Here is a 14,793-nt window from a genome sequence, read left to right as displayed (position 1 = left end):
CGAAATGGCTGCCGCTGAGAAGGTAGCGAGAGTTGCCACAAGGACAATCCCATCGAGCACGTACATTGTTTTAAGGGTGGTGGATGCGACCCAGCAAACCAACAAAACGGTTCATCCAGATCGGGCAATGTTCGAACGTCGACTATGCAACACTTTTTCAATGAAATTGGAAATTTATTGAGACCGCTCTGCAAACCAAGCAAGGGGGGCCTTGGCCGCTGGTGGGTCCCCGGCTTTGGGCAACCTCGGACGCAGATTTGAGCGCGGTTGCATTAACAAATTGGTAAAGTTGCTCTGGTGCTTACGGGTAGCAACTGCGCGCCCTTTTGGCGTACCCCTATACCCCCTCTTGGGTCCCTTTAAGTATATATAATTAAACAACTTTATCCGATACCACTCCGCTGACGCGGACGATGCCACCTCATTCATTCTGTACGTTTCGCGCCACTGAATTCAATCAATCCAGATATTGTGTGTTAAGTGGTTTTGGGACCAGATTTAGGGATGGTTTTCAGGATCGGGATAACCCGCGTCAGCGGGTCGGTGTTTCCCCCGTCACCCGTGCTATACTGGCCTTCCGGGGTGCAGCGCGGAACGCACCATAACAGCCATTATGTTAAATTCCGATTTTGAGGATATTCTGATTAATTCAATATTTTCAAGTGGTTACAGATTCTGGTGATTCTCCGCCAATTCAACAAGAATCCGCGCAATATTATTACTCGACTGTACTCCCGCTAACACGTTGAAATATAACACTTATCCCAAACTCGCTGGAAGCCGGTCACTGGCTTTCCCTGCCCCTCTGTCGGCGGCGGGAAATGGGTCGATCATGTTGGATGCGTATATACATTGAATATGCAACATCTTCGGGTTGCTCTGTGCCGCGTCAGCGGCCACCGACGGAGCATTGTGCGTCAAGACCAATGCTTTTCTCCGACTAGGCTCTTGAGCCTGTCGGACAGTGCGTTTTCTAGCGAACCCAGACCCTCTGAATTGTTCAGATACGTCAGGTATCGATGGTGCTGAAGGTCAAAGGGAACATCATTGCTGTTCTGAGTTATTGGAATAACTGGTTTTCCCCAAGCGTGCGCAATACCCAACTCATAGAAGACGTTTTCGTTACGCCCGGTCAGATCGCATATGACAACTGCGGAATGGTTTATGAGTTCCAAGATATCATTGATAAGAACAGAATTGTTCCATACCTCATCCGCTCGTTTCGCGGGCAAGGGCGTGCTGGAACAGGCAGACTTGATTGCATCATACACCGGACCGAAGTTGCCGCCGAATGGCATCATAACTCCAATGACATCATTTCGTGACTGAACAAAATTGTATCCCAAGTTTCGCTTGGCAGCGGAGAAAGCCATTACTTCGGACATGGACTGCATTTCAGCTTCAAATTTTGCGTCAACGTAACCTTGGAGCTTCTCAATCGATCCATCTTTGGCTTCATCCATCTGAGTGAGAAGGTCCAACACGTGGCCCGGAAAATCCGGATCACCCCAACTTAGGCTTCGAAGTAGACGGGGGTGAGCCCTGATTGTGTTGGCCCACCCGGTTATTACACCCACTTCTAGGAAGTTTTCTTGGTCGAATTTTTCGACCATCACATCTTTGAGTTGTAGCAGGTTGGGTATTCTATAGCTGGCTTCTGGCTTCTCAGGTTCCAACTCGTCTTCCATTTCAGCAAGAAATGCCAACCGCCGCACCGCTTGCACAAATGTAATACCTTGCTTTTCCTTAATAAAAGAGATTGCATCTCCTTTTGTGTGACAGCCGAAGCAATAGTAAAAACCCTTTTTGTCATCGACGTGGAAACTCGCCGATGACTCACTGTGAAAGGGGCACGGTGCCCACAAGTCTCCTTTTTCAAAATTGCTTTTTCGACTGTCCCACTCAACCCATCGTGAGATTACGTCTGAAACTTTGATCTTTTCCCTGAGACGATCCAAAAACCCGGGTGGAATTGCCATACTAGATACCTCTGACGATGCTCCACGATAATGATTTGATGATGCCCTAAAATACCAAGCGCACTGATGATTACGCTATCGGTGTGTGAGCTTGCCTTTTCTTAAGGTCGTCTTGAATGCTCTGTGCTAGTGCCTTCATCTTTTGAGCGTCGTTTTCATACAGCTCTTTCAGGACATGAGAGTAGATTTCCAGTGAGCCGAAATAGTGCTTAGGTAGCACCCTATCGCCGTGTGACCCCAAATTCCCGACTTCCTTGAGGGCATAGCACAAGTCCGCGTGATCCTTGTTTGTATTTGACCAAACATCAAGGCGTCGGTGAAGGCTCATTCTGGATGTTCCGCCCTTTTTTCCTTTTTCATGCGTCGGCACTTTCAGGTCGTTCAGTAGGGCTTCGAGACTTGCTCGGAGTGAATTTGCCGCAGCAGAAACATCCACCCAAAATAGGTCGAAACTCTTCTTTAGTAACGTTTCAACGGCTACCGGAGTGTCATCTGGAATGTAGCAAAGTCGCGGCGATGGGAAGAAAGACTGGATTGTGAATCGTTCGAAGTATTCCGCGTCGCCGTGAAAATCGTATCGTTGATCAACGGTACCTTTTCCGGTCACAAAAGCCACTTCGCCACAATCAGTCTTGTTACAAACACACGTGACGACGAACCTGTATTCGATCCAGTCCGGGTCCCAAGCTTCATGGCCGTGCGCGGATTTCGAAAACGGTGGTTCAATTTTGTTGAATGTACTTTGGTCGGGAACCAAAAAACCAACGTTGCACTCAGGGCAAACATACTGAAAGTCAGGGGTGTCGGAGAATGACTTTGAAGCTGTGACAGCGAGGGGCATTGCGACTCTACTCGAATAGGTTGTTTTGTGTCACATTGATTGCACCCGCCGTAAGTTGCAACTCGTTCTTACACGCGGTGTTGCCTCCAAGCCTCCAAGCAACCTCCGAGTTCTTGGAGGCAGATTTGGCCATAAAAATAAGGGGAATGAGGCCGCTGCCTCCAAACCTCCAATAGAAACTACCTCAATAAAATTTGGTTTAGAAACACACACCAACAATTTCAGGTGTGTGTGTCCCCATCTGTTTTCCAATAGGTTTCGCGTTCACTGGAGGTTTGGAGGCTGTCGCCGGATTTCCCTTTAGTACAAGCGTTTTTGTGCCTCCAAGTCACCTCCACCCCCCGACACCATTGGAGGTAGGGCCGCTCACGCGACCCCCAGCAAGACCTTATCCACGTTCTTGCCCAAGATTTCAGGCGGCAAAGTCCAATATGCCAAATTGCCGTGATCACCGACCCGACCGCGCTTTTCGGTAATCTCAACGCCAAACAAGCGGCGAACCATCGCCACCACGTCCGTGTCGTCAACATCGTGCTTGTTTGCCGCCACCTCAATGTAGGCGCGGAACGCCGCCTTAGGAACGCGTAACCCATCTTTTCCGGGCGTGAAAACCTCATCATAGCCCGAAACCTTCAAGGTCACCTCGCACTCACGCAGAACATTCAACAAACGCCGCTGCCCCGGACGCATTGAATGCAGCCCCATGACCTTCCGTTCGGGCGTTTCAGGAGCCGTACGAACGTCCGCCCAACTCTTGCCCGCTGACGCGGGGTCGTACCGTTCCAGATAAGCAATTAGGCGGCGCATCTCATCACCTTCAATGGCCTCGGTCAGCTTCTCAAAATACGTCGTGTTTCCTTGCTCTTCAGAATTGAAACGCAGAACGAAATAGCGACGTTCAGAACCGTTGTTCTCAATCAACACCGGCACGGCCTCGTTGGAGTCGAAGTAGTACCGCGTGCAGGAAAGCACCGTTAGCGGGCATTGTTGGGCTGTTCATTCACGCCATCGAAGACATGCACATTGGTAAACAGCGTTTGGGGTTCTTCTTGATCCTGAGCCTGCGCGGACGTTGGAAAAGAAAGAGCTGCAGCGACAATTACCGTCGAGCAAAGGGACATTCGTAGGCTGGACATAAGTACTCCCTTCATATTCGTGTTTTGCAAACTGTAGTCCGGAAAATCTTGGCTCGGTTGCCACTTTCGAATTAGGATGTTCGAATGTGATTGAAAAAATGGCCACTTCTTAAAACTAATCCAGACAAGGGTGACGAGCTTGCCTTTCAACTCCACCTCTCAAGAGCATAGCGAGGGCTTTATTCGCCTCTCCTTAGCTGCTCCGTTCCTGCAATATCTCACCGAACGTAAGATCAATCCGCAACCAGCATTGGATCAGGTCGGCCTGAAAGCTGAACTTTTGTCTGACCCAGCCGTGTTCGTGCACTCAGAGTTGGTCTATGGTTTGGTAAATGCCTTCTCAGAAGTGTCAGGAGATCGATACCTTGGACTGAAAGTAGGGGAGACGTTTGACCTGCAAGAGTGGCCTCCGTTCGCTCAGGCCCTGCAATCTACAAAAACGCTGTTCGAGTTTTTTACCCGCTTTGTTGGGCTTGTACCGCAGGAGTCCAATTCTGTGCGGCATAGCCTTGTCATTGAAGCGGACAAAGCGACTTATCGTATCGAGAGGCAACAAGAGCCTACTGTCCCACCCATTCAGGTGACCGGATTTGGTGCAGCAATCTATGTACGCCTATTGCAGACCGTTGTCGGAGATGCCTGGGATCCTTCTCGTGTGCGATGGGAAAGCAGATACATCAACGGTCTGCCTATCGACTACAAAGGGATCGAGGTTGGCCTTGGGACCGATCCCGGAATGCAAATTAGTTTTCCCGTGGAATGGTTGTTTTTGCACCATGTCTCTGAGGGATCTGCCAAGCCCATAGCCTCACCGCGACAAGATGAAGAGGTCACCGTGGTGGCTGCTTTGCGATCTGTTTTACGCGATAAGCTGGATGAAACCGATTTGGGACCAGAGGTTGTGGCCGGATTGTTGGGAATACAGCCGGAACGGTTTCTTAAGGCGCTTCAGCAGCAAGGCACAACGCTGCCCCGCGAAATCAAACGGCTGCGTGTCGATGTCGCCAAGGAACACCTCGGAGAAGACAAAATGACAATAGCTGAGATCGGTCTGATGCTCGGCTACTCCGACAAATCCCATTTCACACGCTTTTTCAGGGGCCAGACCGGAATGACACCGACTAAGTTCCGCCTTGGCTCGTAATTATGTTGCAAATGCTTGGATCAGCTGTGCGAACTTGATCTCGGAACAAAAGCAAAGGCGCGACCAGACTGCCGTCTCGACCGCGCCTTAAACCACTCTATTCGAACGCCATTATTGGCCCGTGGTCTCTACGCACGTTCCCTTGCCCCATCCTGACTTGCTGCCAGAGGCAGAGTAATCAAACGTGCCCTTCTCAGGGTGAACGTTATAATTCAGCGTGTAATCCTCACCGACATACAGATAGGTCAGGGTGTCGAGACCGGGAAACACATCCACATCCTTGTCGATATCCCCGATCGTGATGTGGCCCTTTTGCTGGCCATCATACTTCACAAGCCGAGCGGCCATTTCCGGGTGTTCCGCATCCGGTGCCTCACATTCAAACACCCGCTCCTCAGCAACTGCGGCTGCTGGCAATAGGGCAAGAAGAAGAGCTGCCTTTTTCATTGATTTCCAATCTGTATTCGATCTGTTGCACTGCGGCGGCTATTGACGATTTTGGGCGGAATTTTGTCCAAACTCGGGTCGTTCTGCGGTCTCGTTGCACGCATCTCGTTAGACCAATTCACGTTTGGGTTTCGCCTGCGTTTTGAGGTGAGCCCTAAGCACATTTCCATCGCGTTTTGGGGAGTATCCAACCCAGCATTGAGGGCTCGAAGACAGAGACAATGGGTCTATGCACCCATCAGCTGCTGAGAAATTTCTTAGGGTTAATCATGGCAACCATTTGGAACCTCAATTTGTGAATTCCAATGCTGAAGGGGGCAGCGCGGGACCGGGCCAACTCTACCCTACAGCTTTGCCCATAGCGGGACGTGCGGTCGCAGTAGGGTGAAAAACCCTGCGCGCGCTCCCATCTGTTCAGGACAGAAAAAGGAGAGCGTCTGATGCAATGTCCGATTGATGGAACTCAGCTGGTAATCACCGAGCGGAGCGGGGTCGAGATTGATTATTGTCCGCAATGTCGTGGCGTGTGGCTGGACCGTGGAGAGCTGGACAAAATCATCGATCGCTCTGCCGACCATACGCCGCCGCCACCGCCGCAGCGGGGTTATGATGACCGGTCCGATCACGGATACCGGAAAAAGAAGAAACGCGGCGGCTTTCTGGATGAGCTGTTTGACTTCTAAGACGTTGGCACCGTGATCTGAGAGGGTTTTATCGGTTGTTGTATGGTCACGGTGGGAGATGGGTGCGAGCACCCATCCTACGCTTGCTAAAATTGGTTTGTCTCATCCTGAATTGGTCGAGGGACATTCTGAAATGTGAATTTTAGCGGAATCAAAGCTGTAAGAAACAACATCGTGATGCTGCTCACAGAAATTAAGATACCCGCCCAAACTATCCCATCTGATAGATCAAATTCATTGATTGGCAGTACAGAAGCAACGCAAATGGCTTGGGCAGCAAAGACGAGTAATATTGTTGAAACTGGAAGAACGAGTGAAAGGCTTAAGCCAATTGCTTGAGCGACGCGGTGAAGCCAATGGCTTTGGTAGCCCACTCTTTTTGGGATAAGGGCGTCAATCCAAGCGTTGTTCCCTTTTAGGTGCAACATCCGCATGTTCGGGTGTTCAGAGGTAGTAAGAGAGAACAGTTCGATTCGCATGCGAGTCATTGTGAAAATGTCGAGCGCTTGAAACACAATCAAGACGGCAAAAACGCTCAACGACAATGAGCAAAACTCCGTCAGATAGGGTATTTGATTGAAATTCAGTCCAAAATACCCTGCATCACCTATAGCGTCGTTTGCCGTTGCAATTGAGAGTATGCTTACAACAAATGCATAAACTATCGTTTTGCCGTAGTTTGCCTCTGCTCGATTTTGAACATTGCATAATGCTTGGATGTAGTCGTCATTAACGAAATAACTGTTGTCGCGTGTCTCACAATAGAATCCAAAAATGGCTCTACCTAGTGGCGTTTTCCAAATCGTTGACGGTGCATCTTCCTTTCGCTCTTGGTTAATATTTAGCTGACTATCACTTTGTTCCAATTAGCTTTTCCTTCTTCGCTTCACATTCCCGCCCCGCTGACCTGGCCTGCCCGCCGTTGACCTCCCGCGCGATTTCACGGCGTCTTCCGAGGCTTTCTCGACCGCCCATTGGCGCGCCATGGGGTCGTCGGCGACGGCCAGATCGACCGCTTCCAGACGTTTGATCTCATCCCGGATGTTGGCGGCCTCTTCGAATTCAAGATTCTCGGCGGCCTTGCGCATCTGGTCGCGCAGCCCGTCCAAGTGCGCTTCCAAATTCGCACCATGCATCGGTTTGTCGATGGTGGCGGTGACCCGGTTCATGTCGACATCGCCTTCGTAGAGACCGGCCAGAACGTCCTCGACGTTTTTCTTCACGGTCTCAGGCGTGATGCCGTGTTCTTCGTTATAGGATAGCTGTTTGGCGCGGCGGCGGTTGGTTTCGCCCAAGGCGCGCTCCATCGAGCCGGTGATCTTGTCGGCATACATGATCACCCGCCCATCGGCGTTGCGCGCGGCGCGGCCGATGGTCTGGATCAGTGAGGTTTCCGAGCGCAGGAAGCCCTCTTTATCCGCGTCCAGAATGGCGACCAGCCCGCATTCTGGGATGTCGAGCCCTTCGCGGAGCAGGTTGATGCCGACCAGCACATCGAACGCCCCCAGCCGCAAGTCGCGCAGGATTTCGATGCGTTCCAGCGTGTCGATGTCCGAGTGCATGTAGCGCACTTTGATGCCCTGTTCGTGCAGGTATTCGGTCAGGTCCTCGGCCATGCGTTTGGTCAGCGTTGTCACAAGCGTGCGGAATCCGTTGGCGGCCACCTTGCGCACCTCGTCCAGCAGGTCGTCCACCTGCATCGACACCGGGCGGATTTCAACCTCTGGGTCCAGTAGACCCGTGGGGCGGATCACCTGTTCGGTGAAAACACCGCCGGTCTGTTCGATCTCCCACTTCGCCGGGGTGGCCGAGACAAAGACGGATTGCGGGCGCATTGCGTCCCATTCCTCGAACTTCAAAGGTCGATTGTCCATGCAGGACGGCAGGCGGAACCCGTGTTCGGCCAGCGTGAACTTGCGCCGATAGTCGCCACGGTACATGCCGCCGATCTGCGGGACACTGACATGGGACTCGTCGGCGAAGACAATCGCGTTGTCCGGAATGAATTCGAACAGGGTTGGCGGCGGTTCGCCCGGCGCACGGCCCGTGAGGTAGCGTGAGTAGTTCTCGATCCCGTTACAAACGCCGGTGGCCTCAAGCATTTCCAGATCGAAGTTCGTACGCTGTTCCAGCCTTTGAGCTTCCAGCAGCTTGCCCTCGCCAACCAGCTGGTCCAACCGGATGCGGAGTTCCTTTTTGATCCCGATAATCGCTTGGTTCATCGTTGGCTTCGGCGTGACGTAGTGCGAATTCGCATAGACCCGCACCTGCTCCATCGTTGCCGCGCGTTCGCCGGTCAGCGGGTCGAACTCGGTGATGGTTTCCAGTTCCTCGCCGAAGAACGAGAATTTCCAAGCACGGTCCTCAAGGTGGGCCGGCCAGATTTCCAGGGAATCGCCACGCACCCGGAAGGACCCGCGCTGGAAAGCCTGATCGTTGCGGCGGTACTGTTGGGCAACCAGATCAGCCATCACCTGCCTCTGGTCATACTCATGACCCACCTTCAGATCCTGTGTCATCGCTCCATAGGTCTCGACCGAACCGATACCGTAGATGCACGAGACCGAGGCGACGATGATCACGTCATCGCGTTCCAGCAGCGCCCGCGTGGCCGAGTGGCGCATCCGGTCGATCTGTTCGTTGATCTGCGATTCTTTCTCGATGTACGTGTCCGATCGCGGCACATAGGCTTCTGGCTGGTAATAGTCGTAATAGGAAACGAAATACTCGACCGAGTTCTCTGGGAAGAAGCCCTTGAATTCCCCGTACAGCTGCGCTGCCAGCGTCTTATTTGGCGCCAGGATGATCGCAGGCCGCTGCGTTTCTTCAATCACCTTGGCCATGGTGAAGGTCTTGCCCGTCCCGGTCGCACCCAGCAGGACCTGATCTCGCTCACCATCATTCACACCGCCTGCCAGCTCCTTAATCGCCGTCGGCTGGTCGCCAGCCGGTGCGAACTCGGTGTGCATGACGAACTCCTTGCCGCCCTCCAGTTTCAGACGCGCGCGCACGTCGTCTGCGGTCAGTTGAGTCTTGTCGGAATGGGCATAAGGCATGGGCGGGCTCCGGGTCAGGCCCCTACATTTGTTCTTATTTTGTCCATCTGCAAGGGCTGATCTGGATTCATTTTCAGCTAAGCGGTCCGGGCTTGGGCGTCGGGGTGCGTTTGAACCTTCACCGCCAAGGCCGACAGGTTCTCGGCCAGTACGCGGCCTATCATCATCTTCAACAGAGTTTGTCCCATTAACCAGCCCAACGGTCCATATTTCATACGAAAATCCATACTCCAGATAACACGGCTGCACGTGTCGGACAGCGGTGTGATGGCAATCGCCGCCTGTGCTTCGCGCAGAGGCATCGCCATCTGCGACAACCGCACGGTGTAGCCGCGGTCAACCTGCCAATCCGTCACCTCTTCGACCAATGATGTGCCGTTCGCGAAGTGACACCGGCGCTGTGACCCAACACCATCCGATCCGGCAGTCAAAGCATCAACCGATATCACCTGCGGGGCAAACTCATCGATATGCATAAAGCGGCGGAGGATAGCCCAAATCTCATTGGGTCGGGCGTTGATGTCGAGGTGGCGTTCTTGGTGAAGCATCCTGCTGTCCTTTTACGTCTGCGCGCTTTCTACCCCGAACTAATGACAATACCTGTCATTAGGCAGTCCATGCGACCCGCGACAATTGTCATCTTGTCCCGGCGCGCGCTCTGACGCATAAACAGCTTCAGCCAAGTGAGTACGGAGAGGCGACATGCGCGCACGGATTTACCAGCCTTCGCGAAACGCGATGACCTCGGGGATGGCCAAAACCCGCAAATGGGTTCTGGAATACGCCCCGGCTTCTGCGCGTGAGGTCGATCCGCTGATGGGCTGGACCTCGTCCAATGACACCCAAACGCAGGTGCGTCTGAAGTTCGATACCAAGGAAGAGGCGCTGGACTATGCCAAAGACAACGGTATCGACGCGCAGGTATGCGAGCCGCACAAGCGCAAGCCGAACCTGCGGGCGCGCGGCTATGGTGAGAATTTCGCCACTGACCGGCGCGCTCCCTGGACCCACTGACAAGGCCCAGTGAATGATCGACATCCGCCAAGCAGACCCCGGCGCCAAGGATCTGCGCCCGATCATTCAAGCGCATCTCGCCCATAGCTGGGACGCGACACCGCAAACCTCAAATCATACGCTGGACATTGATGCCCTGCGCGAGCCGGGCATTCGCTTTTGGGCTATTTATGAGGCGGGTAAGCCCTTGGGTTGTGGTGCGCTTAAGGCGCTGCCGGATGGCACTGCCGAAGTTAAATCGGTGCACGTGGTTGCTGCTGCGCGCGGCCGAGGATTGGCGCGTGTGATCATGAACCATCTTGCCGATCTGGCCCGAGCCGAGGGCGTTTCCGCACTTGTCCTGGAAACTGGCGCAAATCATCTCTCGGAATATGACGCAGCACGCAAGCTATATGAAACATTGGGATATTCCTATTGCGGTCCGATCTACGGCTATGACGCCGATCCAAACAGCGCGTTTATGCGGTTGGACCTTACGTCCAGCCCAAAACGCTGAGGGAAAAGCTGAAAGCACCCGCTTGGTGCAGTCTGACCGACCGCTTTGAATTCAGATATAAGGGCCGTACCCTTGCCCCGTTTCGAAAAACATCTGAAAAAATGGCGAGCCGTGGAGGACTCGAACCCCCGACCTGAGAATTAGAAGTTCCCTGCTCTAATCCAGCTGAGCTAACGGCCCGGTCTTGTTCCGTTTGTATCAGTCAATCCATTAGGATTGTCAACTTGATAGAGGGCAAGCTTGTTCTTTCAAAAAAGTTATTTCCATCAGGGTATTGGCCGAATCTGGCAGACCTCTCGGCAAGAGACATCGAACCTACCTGCAGTTCAAACTTGCAGCCCAGCGCTCCCTGCGTCACGTTTGAAATCACAAATTGTGATTCCAAACGGATATGATGACGAACCCGGAAAACCTGCCCAGCCCTCAAGAGGTCCAAAACGCCATTCATCGGGTGCGCGGTGTACGCGTGGTTCTGGCAGAAGATCTGGCGCAGTTTTACGGGAAATCCGTCAGCGCCTTCAATCAGGCCGTCTCGCGCAATAAGGATCTGTTCGAAGGCTACCGCTTTCAGCTTTCCGACGCAGAGGTCGCGGATTTGCAATCACAGAATGTGATCTCAAAACCCGAAGGCCGCGGTGGCCGTAGGGTCAATCCGTGGGTCTATACCGACTACGGCGTAGCTATTGCCTCGACTTTGTTTAAAGATCCGCGCGCGATCAAGATCACGCGGATGATCACCGAAGCCTTTGTTGACGGCACCAATGCGCTAGCGGAAACCCCGCGCAACCCGCCTGAGATTCTGCCACCGCAAGATGCCCCTACACCGTTGCTTCCAAATGGGGATCAACTGCGTGATCTGGCCGAAAACATCCTTGATTCCGGACAGCAAAGCCTTGTGGACTACATCGCCAATCCCACCACCAAACGGCAGCAGGCGGTGGCAGTGATCATGAAGACCCTCGCGGAAACGGCGGGCGAAGAGGTTCGCACACAACATGACCGTCTGCGCCTGAGCATCGCCGAACGGCTGGCCAGCGGAGACTATGCCGACGATGATGACCGGAAAAAACTGCTTGAGCTGCTGCACGCCATGAAAGACTGACCGCCTTAAAGGCCCAGCTCTGCCCGCGCCTTTCTGGTCAGCTTAGCTACGACCAGATCGTATGAGATTACAATATGATCTCGCAGCGACGCGTCGCTCATGCCACGTTCATCGTAAACCTGCAGCCATTTCATACCTCGCGATGCCAGATAGGGCGCTGGGCGGATACCTGGCTCATCTCCGAGGACCTCAAAGGCAAGATCGGTGGCCTTGAAGGTAAACGCATCCTTTCCGTCGTTCCAACCACAGATGGCAAAGACTTTGCCGCCTACTTTCCAGACATCTGCGTTGCCCCACTGCACGACATGGCTGGTGGCTTTGAGGTCCGAGCAAAAGGCATTGAATTCATCACGAGTCATCGCGGCGACTGTGGCGCTCTGGTCAGGACAAGGCAAGACCCGCTTTGCGGGCGCAACTTTCTTTACCCAGCATTAACCTAGCTGCGCCAAATCATAGGTGATGTATAACTGTAATTCTCCCCTCTCGCCTGAGGTTTGGCTCAGTGATCTATTCGCCTCCAAGGCGGTGCAGCAAGGTGGCGTAATCCGTCGCAAGGCGCGCGATATAGAGCGATTTGCCGGGATGGAGCGTTTTATGGCCGAAATCAATCGTCGCGGTTATCAAGTGGCGGAAAACTCGGGCCAGATCGTAATCTTCTGCAACCGCGCACCCGTGCGTTGGCTCACCTGAGCCACGCAACGCTTTCTTGAAAAGAAAGCGCCCCGAAATCTTTTCAAGATTTCGCCCCCCACCGATTCAAGGCTTCAAAAACTTTGCCGTTCCGACAGTGCGCTGTTTCGGGGTCTGAAGATTCCGGGGATTGGCTTGGATATCTCCCGGCATCGCGACATTGCGTGGTTTCTGCAAGGCAAACGAGCCACAGGCGACACCATCGCCATCGGGATCATTGCGCTTATGATATCCGGGCCTCCCTTCGCGAAAAGGCCCGAAACCCAGCATCTCCACCGCATCACACCCAGCCAGCGCCACCAGATGGATCACCGCTTCATGACGTTCGTAGTCTGAAACGCGCAGGTAGACACCGATTGCGATCATTCCTGTGGTTAAGGGCAAGGCCAGCACCATCAGTAGAATACGCACCGGAGACAGAGCCTGCCTGCGCAACGCGTCTGCCCGCCGTTGCCGCCGTGTAAGACGAGGGTTCGGATCGGTGTCTTTCGTTTGTTTCCCGGTTGTCATGCCATAGGTCTTACACGCGGTATGTGGCAAAGCCATGGCCGCAATCGGGGTCGGCTTGGAAAAAGCTCGACCTTATCGCACCACATGCACGGCACATTTGGCGTGGCGCACCACATGGGTCGCTGTTGAACCCAACAACAGGTCCTGCATCCCCGGGCGGTGCGAAGCCAGGATGATCAGGTCAGGCTTATTAACTTCGGCCCAGTCCAGAATCGTTCGCCCGGAATGGCCTTCAACCACCAGCCCCTTCGCATTCGGGACGCGCGCCGCCAGAGCATCAAGCTCGGTCTGAATGGCCTTGCGGGCTTCGGACAGATACTCGGCAGGCATGTACGAGATCGCATAATCCGGAATGTGCTCTACCACATGCAGCAGCGTAACCGCAGCCTCGGGCGTCGACAGTAGTTCTGCCAGCTTCAACGCTGCCGAGCTGTCCCGTTCAGCATCAAAGGAAATGGGAACAAGAATGTTATGATACATGGCTCGCGCCTCCGTAGTTGTGCCGCTATACTGCGCGACCGGTGGTGGCCGTGCATTGACTCAGATCAGGTCTCACCGAATGTCTCGGCGACGTCGTACATCACGGGTTCAAAGCTCTTGCACAGCTCGTTAACCCTGCGATTCCGCTCTCGCATTTCCGGTGTGCGCAACATCGCCAGGAAATCCTCGCGGCGCTCCCATTGTGAATAATTGGCAATCCGCGTCTGGGCATCATTCACATGCAATCCGGCTGAAATGAAACCCGGCTGTTTCGAAATGAACTCGGCATAAGCATCGGTCAGCGCCTCAAGAAGGTCCTGGCAGGTTCCGGGGGTCATCTCGAAGGTGGTGATGACAGTCTGATAGCTGTTGGTTTTGGAAATCTGCGGCATAAGGCTCCTCCTTTATAGCTGACCCGAGCCTAGCACAGCTTTTGAAAACGCCACCCTTTTCCTGCACATAGACAATGTTTTTGGATCAAAAAATCTTTCTCGAAGATGAACAAGAAACTAACCATCCGTTAACCATGTCTGCCGATGCTGCCCCCATGGCTCGTCTGGTTCTCGTCATTCCGCTGCTTTTTATGGTGTGCACTCCGGCATGGTCCGGTGCGTGGCTCCGCGAGAAGGGGTCAAGCTTCACCGCGTTATCTGTGACCGCTTTCAAAGAGGAAGACGTCTACAAGTACAAAACCTCGCTTTATACCGAGTGGGGATTGCGGCCGAAACTCACGATCGGACTGGATGCCGAGGAGCATCAGGATTTGTATGGGCACGCGCTGGTCTTTGCACGCGTGCCGGTTGCAGACATGGGGTCAGCAGGGCGTCTGGCGGCCGAGTTCGGCGTTGGCGCGCACCATCGCCAGTACAGTAGTTGGGCAATGTACAAAGCAACACTTTCATACGGCAAAAGCATTCAAACCGGATTGGGAGGCGGATGGATCAATGTCGACGCAGCGCTCGAAAACCGCACCCATGAGGCAGTGATCCGCAAGTTGGATTTCACGGCCGGTCTGTCCTCGGGTCGACGGTTTGACCCGCTCCTGCAGATCGAAACTTCTTATGTTTCGGACCGACCATGGTACTGGAGGGTGCGACCTTCGCTGATGTATCGCCCAAAGACGGGCAGACTCACCTGGATTCTGGGTGCCGAGCGCAATTCGGCTGATGATAACATCGGGATCAAATTTGGATTGTGGCGCAGCTATTAAAGATG

At 53.6% G+C, this 14,793-nt stretch carries 18 protein-coding genes and 1 tRNA gene; 6 read left to right on the top strand and 13 right to left on the bottom strand.

All coding sequences use genetic code 11. From position 1 onward, the window contains the following. Positions 1-917: 917 nt before the first annotated feature. The 4 genes from ACR0JG_RS19795 to ACR0JG_RS19780 form a co-directional block, all read right to left on the bottom strand. Complete coding sequence (locus ACR0JG_RS19795; protein WP_480572245.1) at positions 918-1,979, bottom strand: CHC2 zinc finger domain-containing protein; 1,062 nt, start codon at positions 1,977-1,979, stop codon at positions 918-920. Between the two features lie 70 nt (positions 1,980-2,049). After that, on the bottom strand, positions 2,050-2,820 hold the full coding sequence (locus ACR0JG_RS19790; RefSeq protein WP_480572242.1) for a DUF4145 domain-containing protein: 771 nt from the start codon (positions 2,818-2,820) through the stop codon (positions 2,050-2,052). A 366-nt stretch (positions 2,821-3,186) separates the two neighbouring features. Further along, positions 3,187-3,744, bottom strand: coding sequence for a hypothetical protein (locus tag ACR0JG_RS19785; protein ID WP_480572239.1), 558 nt, complete (start codon positions 3,742-3,744; stop codon positions 3,187-3,189). A 50-nt stretch (positions 3,745-3,794) separates the two neighbouring features. Further along, a complete protein-coding gene (locus ACR0JG_RS19780) occupies positions 3,795-3,971 on the bottom strand; it encodes a hypothetical protein (RefSeq protein ID WP_480572236.1) in 177 nt (58 codons plus the stop codon). A 124-nt stretch (positions 3,972-4,095) separates the two neighbouring features. Between ACR0JG_RS19780 and ACR0JG_RS19775 the strand changes: the two genes are divergently transcribed. Beyond that, positions 4,096-5,100, top strand: a complete 1,005-nt coding sequence (locus ACR0JG_RS19775; protein WP_170802419.1) for an AraC family transcriptional regulator — start codon at positions 4,096-4,098, stop codon at positions 5,098-5,100. A 111-nt stretch (positions 5,101-5,211) separates the two neighbouring features. On the opposite strand, the gene ACR0JG_RS19770 is transcribed toward ACR0JG_RS19775, so the two are convergent. Continuing rightward, entirely contained in the window at positions 5,212-5,547 is a 336-nt protein-coding gene (locus ACR0JG_RS19770; RefSeq protein ID WP_170514092.1) for a hypothetical protein, read from the bottom strand. A 440-nt stretch (positions 5,548-5,987) separates the two neighbouring features. Between ACR0JG_RS19770 and ACR0JG_RS19765 the strand changes: the two genes are divergently transcribed. Next, the gene (locus ACR0JG_RS19765) at positions 5,988-6,230 is read left to right on the top strand and encodes a TFIIB-type zinc ribbon-containing protein (protein WP_170408258.1); all 243 of its coding nucleotides are present in this window, start codon (positions 5,988-5,990) and stop codon (positions 6,228-6,230) included. An 86-nt stretch (positions 6,231-6,316) separates the two neighbouring features. Here the strand turns inward: ACR0JG_RS19765 and ACR0JG_RS19760 are convergent, their stop codons facing one another. The 3 genes from ACR0JG_RS19760 to ACR0JG_RS19750 form a co-directional block, all read right to left on the bottom strand. Then, positions 6,317-7,096: a hypothetical protein gene (locus ACR0JG_RS19760; RefSeq protein WP_170597328.1), complete on the bottom strand. Its 780-nt coding sequence runs from the start codon at positions 7,094-7,096 to the stop codon at positions 6,317-6,319. Next, positions 7,097-9,286, bottom strand: coding sequence for an excinuclease ABC subunit UvrB (gene uvrB, locus ACR0JG_RS19755; protein WP_480572233.1), 2,190 nt, complete (start codon positions 9,284-9,286; stop codon positions 7,097-7,099). 77 nt (positions 9,287-9,363) lie between these two features. Then, positions 9,364-9,834 carry an SRPBCC family protein gene (locus tag ACR0JG_RS19750; RefSeq protein ID WP_223117584.1) on the bottom strand — a complete coding sequence of 157 codons (471 nt, stop codon included), beginning with the start codon at positions 9,832-9,834 and terminating at the stop codon, positions 9,364-9,366. A gap of 154 nt (positions 9,835-9,988) precedes the next feature. Between ACR0JG_RS19750 and ACR0JG_RS19745 the strand changes: the two genes are divergently transcribed. After that, complete coding sequence (locus ACR0JG_RS19745) at positions 9,989-10,300, top strand: ETC complex I subunit (RefSeq protein WP_170395965.1); 312 nt, start codon at positions 9,989-9,991, stop codon at positions 10,298-10,300. A gap of 13 nt (positions 10,301-10,313) precedes the next feature. Then, positions 10,314-10,796 (top strand): GNAT family N-acetyltransferase, encoded by a 483-nt coding sequence (locus ACR0JG_RS19740; protein ID WP_170408263.1) that lies wholly within the window; start codon positions 10,314-10,316, stop codon positions 10,794-10,796. A gap of 102 nt (positions 10,797-10,898) precedes the next feature. On the opposite strand, the gene ACR0JG_RS19735 is transcribed toward ACR0JG_RS19740, so the two are convergent. Continuing rightward, positions 10,899-10,976, bottom strand: a tRNA-Arg gene (locus tag ACR0JG_RS19735). Between the two features lie 214 nt (positions 10,977-11,190). Between ACR0JG_RS19735 and ACR0JG_RS19730 the strand changes: the two genes are divergently transcribed. After that, the gene (locus tag ACR0JG_RS19730) at positions 11,191-11,898 is read left to right on the top strand and encodes an ORF6N domain-containing protein (RefSeq protein WP_480572230.1); all 708 of its coding nucleotides are present in this window, start codon (positions 11,191-11,193) and stop codon (positions 11,896-11,898) included. Between the two features lie 5 nt (positions 11,899-11,903). Here ACR0JG_RS19730 and ACR0JG_RS19725 read toward each other — a convergent pair whose 3' ends face one another. The 4 genes from ACR0JG_RS19725 to ACR0JG_RS19710 form a co-directional block, all read right to left on the bottom strand. Continuing rightward, positions 11,904-12,257, bottom strand: a complete 354-nt coding sequence (locus ACR0JG_RS19725; protein WP_170423840.1) for an MmcQ/YjbR family DNA-binding protein — start codon at positions 12,255-12,257, stop codon at positions 11,904-11,906. A gap of 397 nt (positions 12,258-12,654) precedes the next feature. Further along, positions 12,655-13,098 carry an excalibur calcium-binding domain-containing protein gene (locus ACR0JG_RS19720; protein ID WP_255612008.1) on the bottom strand — a complete coding sequence of 148 codons (444 nt, stop codon included), beginning with the start codon at positions 13,096-13,098 and terminating at the stop codon, positions 12,655-12,657. A gap of 72 nt (positions 13,099-13,170) precedes the next feature. Next, positions 13,171-13,578: a universal stress protein gene (locus tag ACR0JG_RS19715; protein ID WP_170395959.1), complete on the bottom strand. Its 408-nt coding sequence runs from the start codon at positions 13,576-13,578 to the stop codon at positions 13,171-13,173. Between the two features lie 65 nt (positions 13,579-13,643). Then, the gene (locus ACR0JG_RS19710; protein WP_170395957.1) at positions 13,644-13,970 is read right to left on the bottom strand and encodes an antibiotic biosynthesis monooxygenase family protein; all 327 of its coding nucleotides are present in this window, start codon (positions 13,968-13,970) and stop codon (positions 13,644-13,646) included. 74 nt (positions 13,971-14,044) lie between these two features. On the opposite strand from ACR0JG_RS19710, the gene ACR0JG_RS19705 reads away from it, so the two are divergent. Next, complete coding sequence (locus ACR0JG_RS19705) at positions 14,045-14,788, top strand: hypothetical protein (RefSeq protein WP_480537246.1); 744 nt, start codon at positions 14,045-14,047, stop codon at positions 14,786-14,788. Positions 14,789-14,793 lie beyond the last annotated feature (5 nt).

This window comes from Ruegeria sp. AD5 (genome assembly GCF_056542345.1).
The sequence above is the reverse complement of the archived record's forward strand: the minus strand, read 5'-3'. Positions and strand labels throughout refer to the sequence as shown.

Coding starts and splice junctions, on each gene's coding strand:
- ACR0JG_RS19710 (WP_170395957.1), bottom strand. CDS start 13,970: ATGCCGCAGATTTCCAAAACCAACAGCTATCAGACTGTCATCACCACC.
- ACR0JG_RS19715 (WP_170395959.1), bottom strand. CDS start 13,578: ATGTATCATAACATTCTTGTTCCCATTTCCTTTGATGCTGAACGGGAC.
- ACR0JG_RS19720 (WP_255612008.1), bottom strand. CDS start 13,098: ATGACAACCGGGAAACAAACGAAAGACACCGATCCGAACCCTCGTCTT.
- ACR0JG_RS19745 (WP_170395965.1), top strand. CDS start 9,989: ATGCGCGCACGGATTTACCAGCCTTCGCGAAACGCGATGACCTCGGGG.
- ACR0JG_RS19790 (WP_480572242.1), bottom strand. CDS start 2,820: ATGCCCCTCGCTGTCACAGCTTCAAAGTCATTCTCCGACACCCCTGAC.
- ACR0JG_RS19725 (WP_170423840.1), bottom strand. CDS start 12,257: ATGACTCGTGATGAATTCAATGCCTTTTGCTCGGACCTCAAAGCCACC.
- ACR0JG_RS19750 (WP_223117584.1), bottom strand. CDS start 9,834: ATGCTTCACCAAGAACGCCACCTCGACATCAACGCCCGACCCAATGAG.
- ACR0JG_RS19780 (WP_480572236.1), bottom strand. CDS start 3,971: ATGAAGGGAGTACTTATGTCCAGCCTACGAATGTCCCTTTGCTCGACG.
- ACR0JG_RS19740 (WP_170408263.1), top strand. CDS start 10,314: ATGATCGACATCCGCCAAGCAGACCCCGGCGCCAAGGATCTGCGCCCG.
- ACR0JG_RS19770 (WP_170514092.1), bottom strand. CDS start 5,547: ATGAAAAAGGCAGCTCTTCTTCTTGCCCTATTGCCAGCAGCCGCAGTT.
- ACR0JG_RS19765 (WP_170408258.1), top strand. CDS start 5,988: ATGCAATGTCCGATTGATGGAACTCAGCTGGTAATCACCGAGCGGAGC.
- ACR0JG_RS19795 (WP_480572245.1), bottom strand. CDS start 1,979: ATGGCAATTCCACCCGGGTTTTTGGATCGTCTCAGGGAAAAGATCAAA.
- ACR0JG_RS19705 (WP_480537246.1), top strand. CDS start 14,045: ATGTTTTTGGATCAAAAAATCTTTCTCGAAGATGAACAAGAAACTAAC.
- uvrB (WP_480572233.1), bottom strand. CDS start 9,286: ATGCCTTATGCCCATTCCGACAAGACTCAACTGACCGCAGACGACGTG.
- ACR0JG_RS19730 (WP_480572230.1), top strand. CDS start 11,191: ATGACGAACCCGGAAAACCTGCCCAGCCCTCAAGAGGTCCAAAACGCC.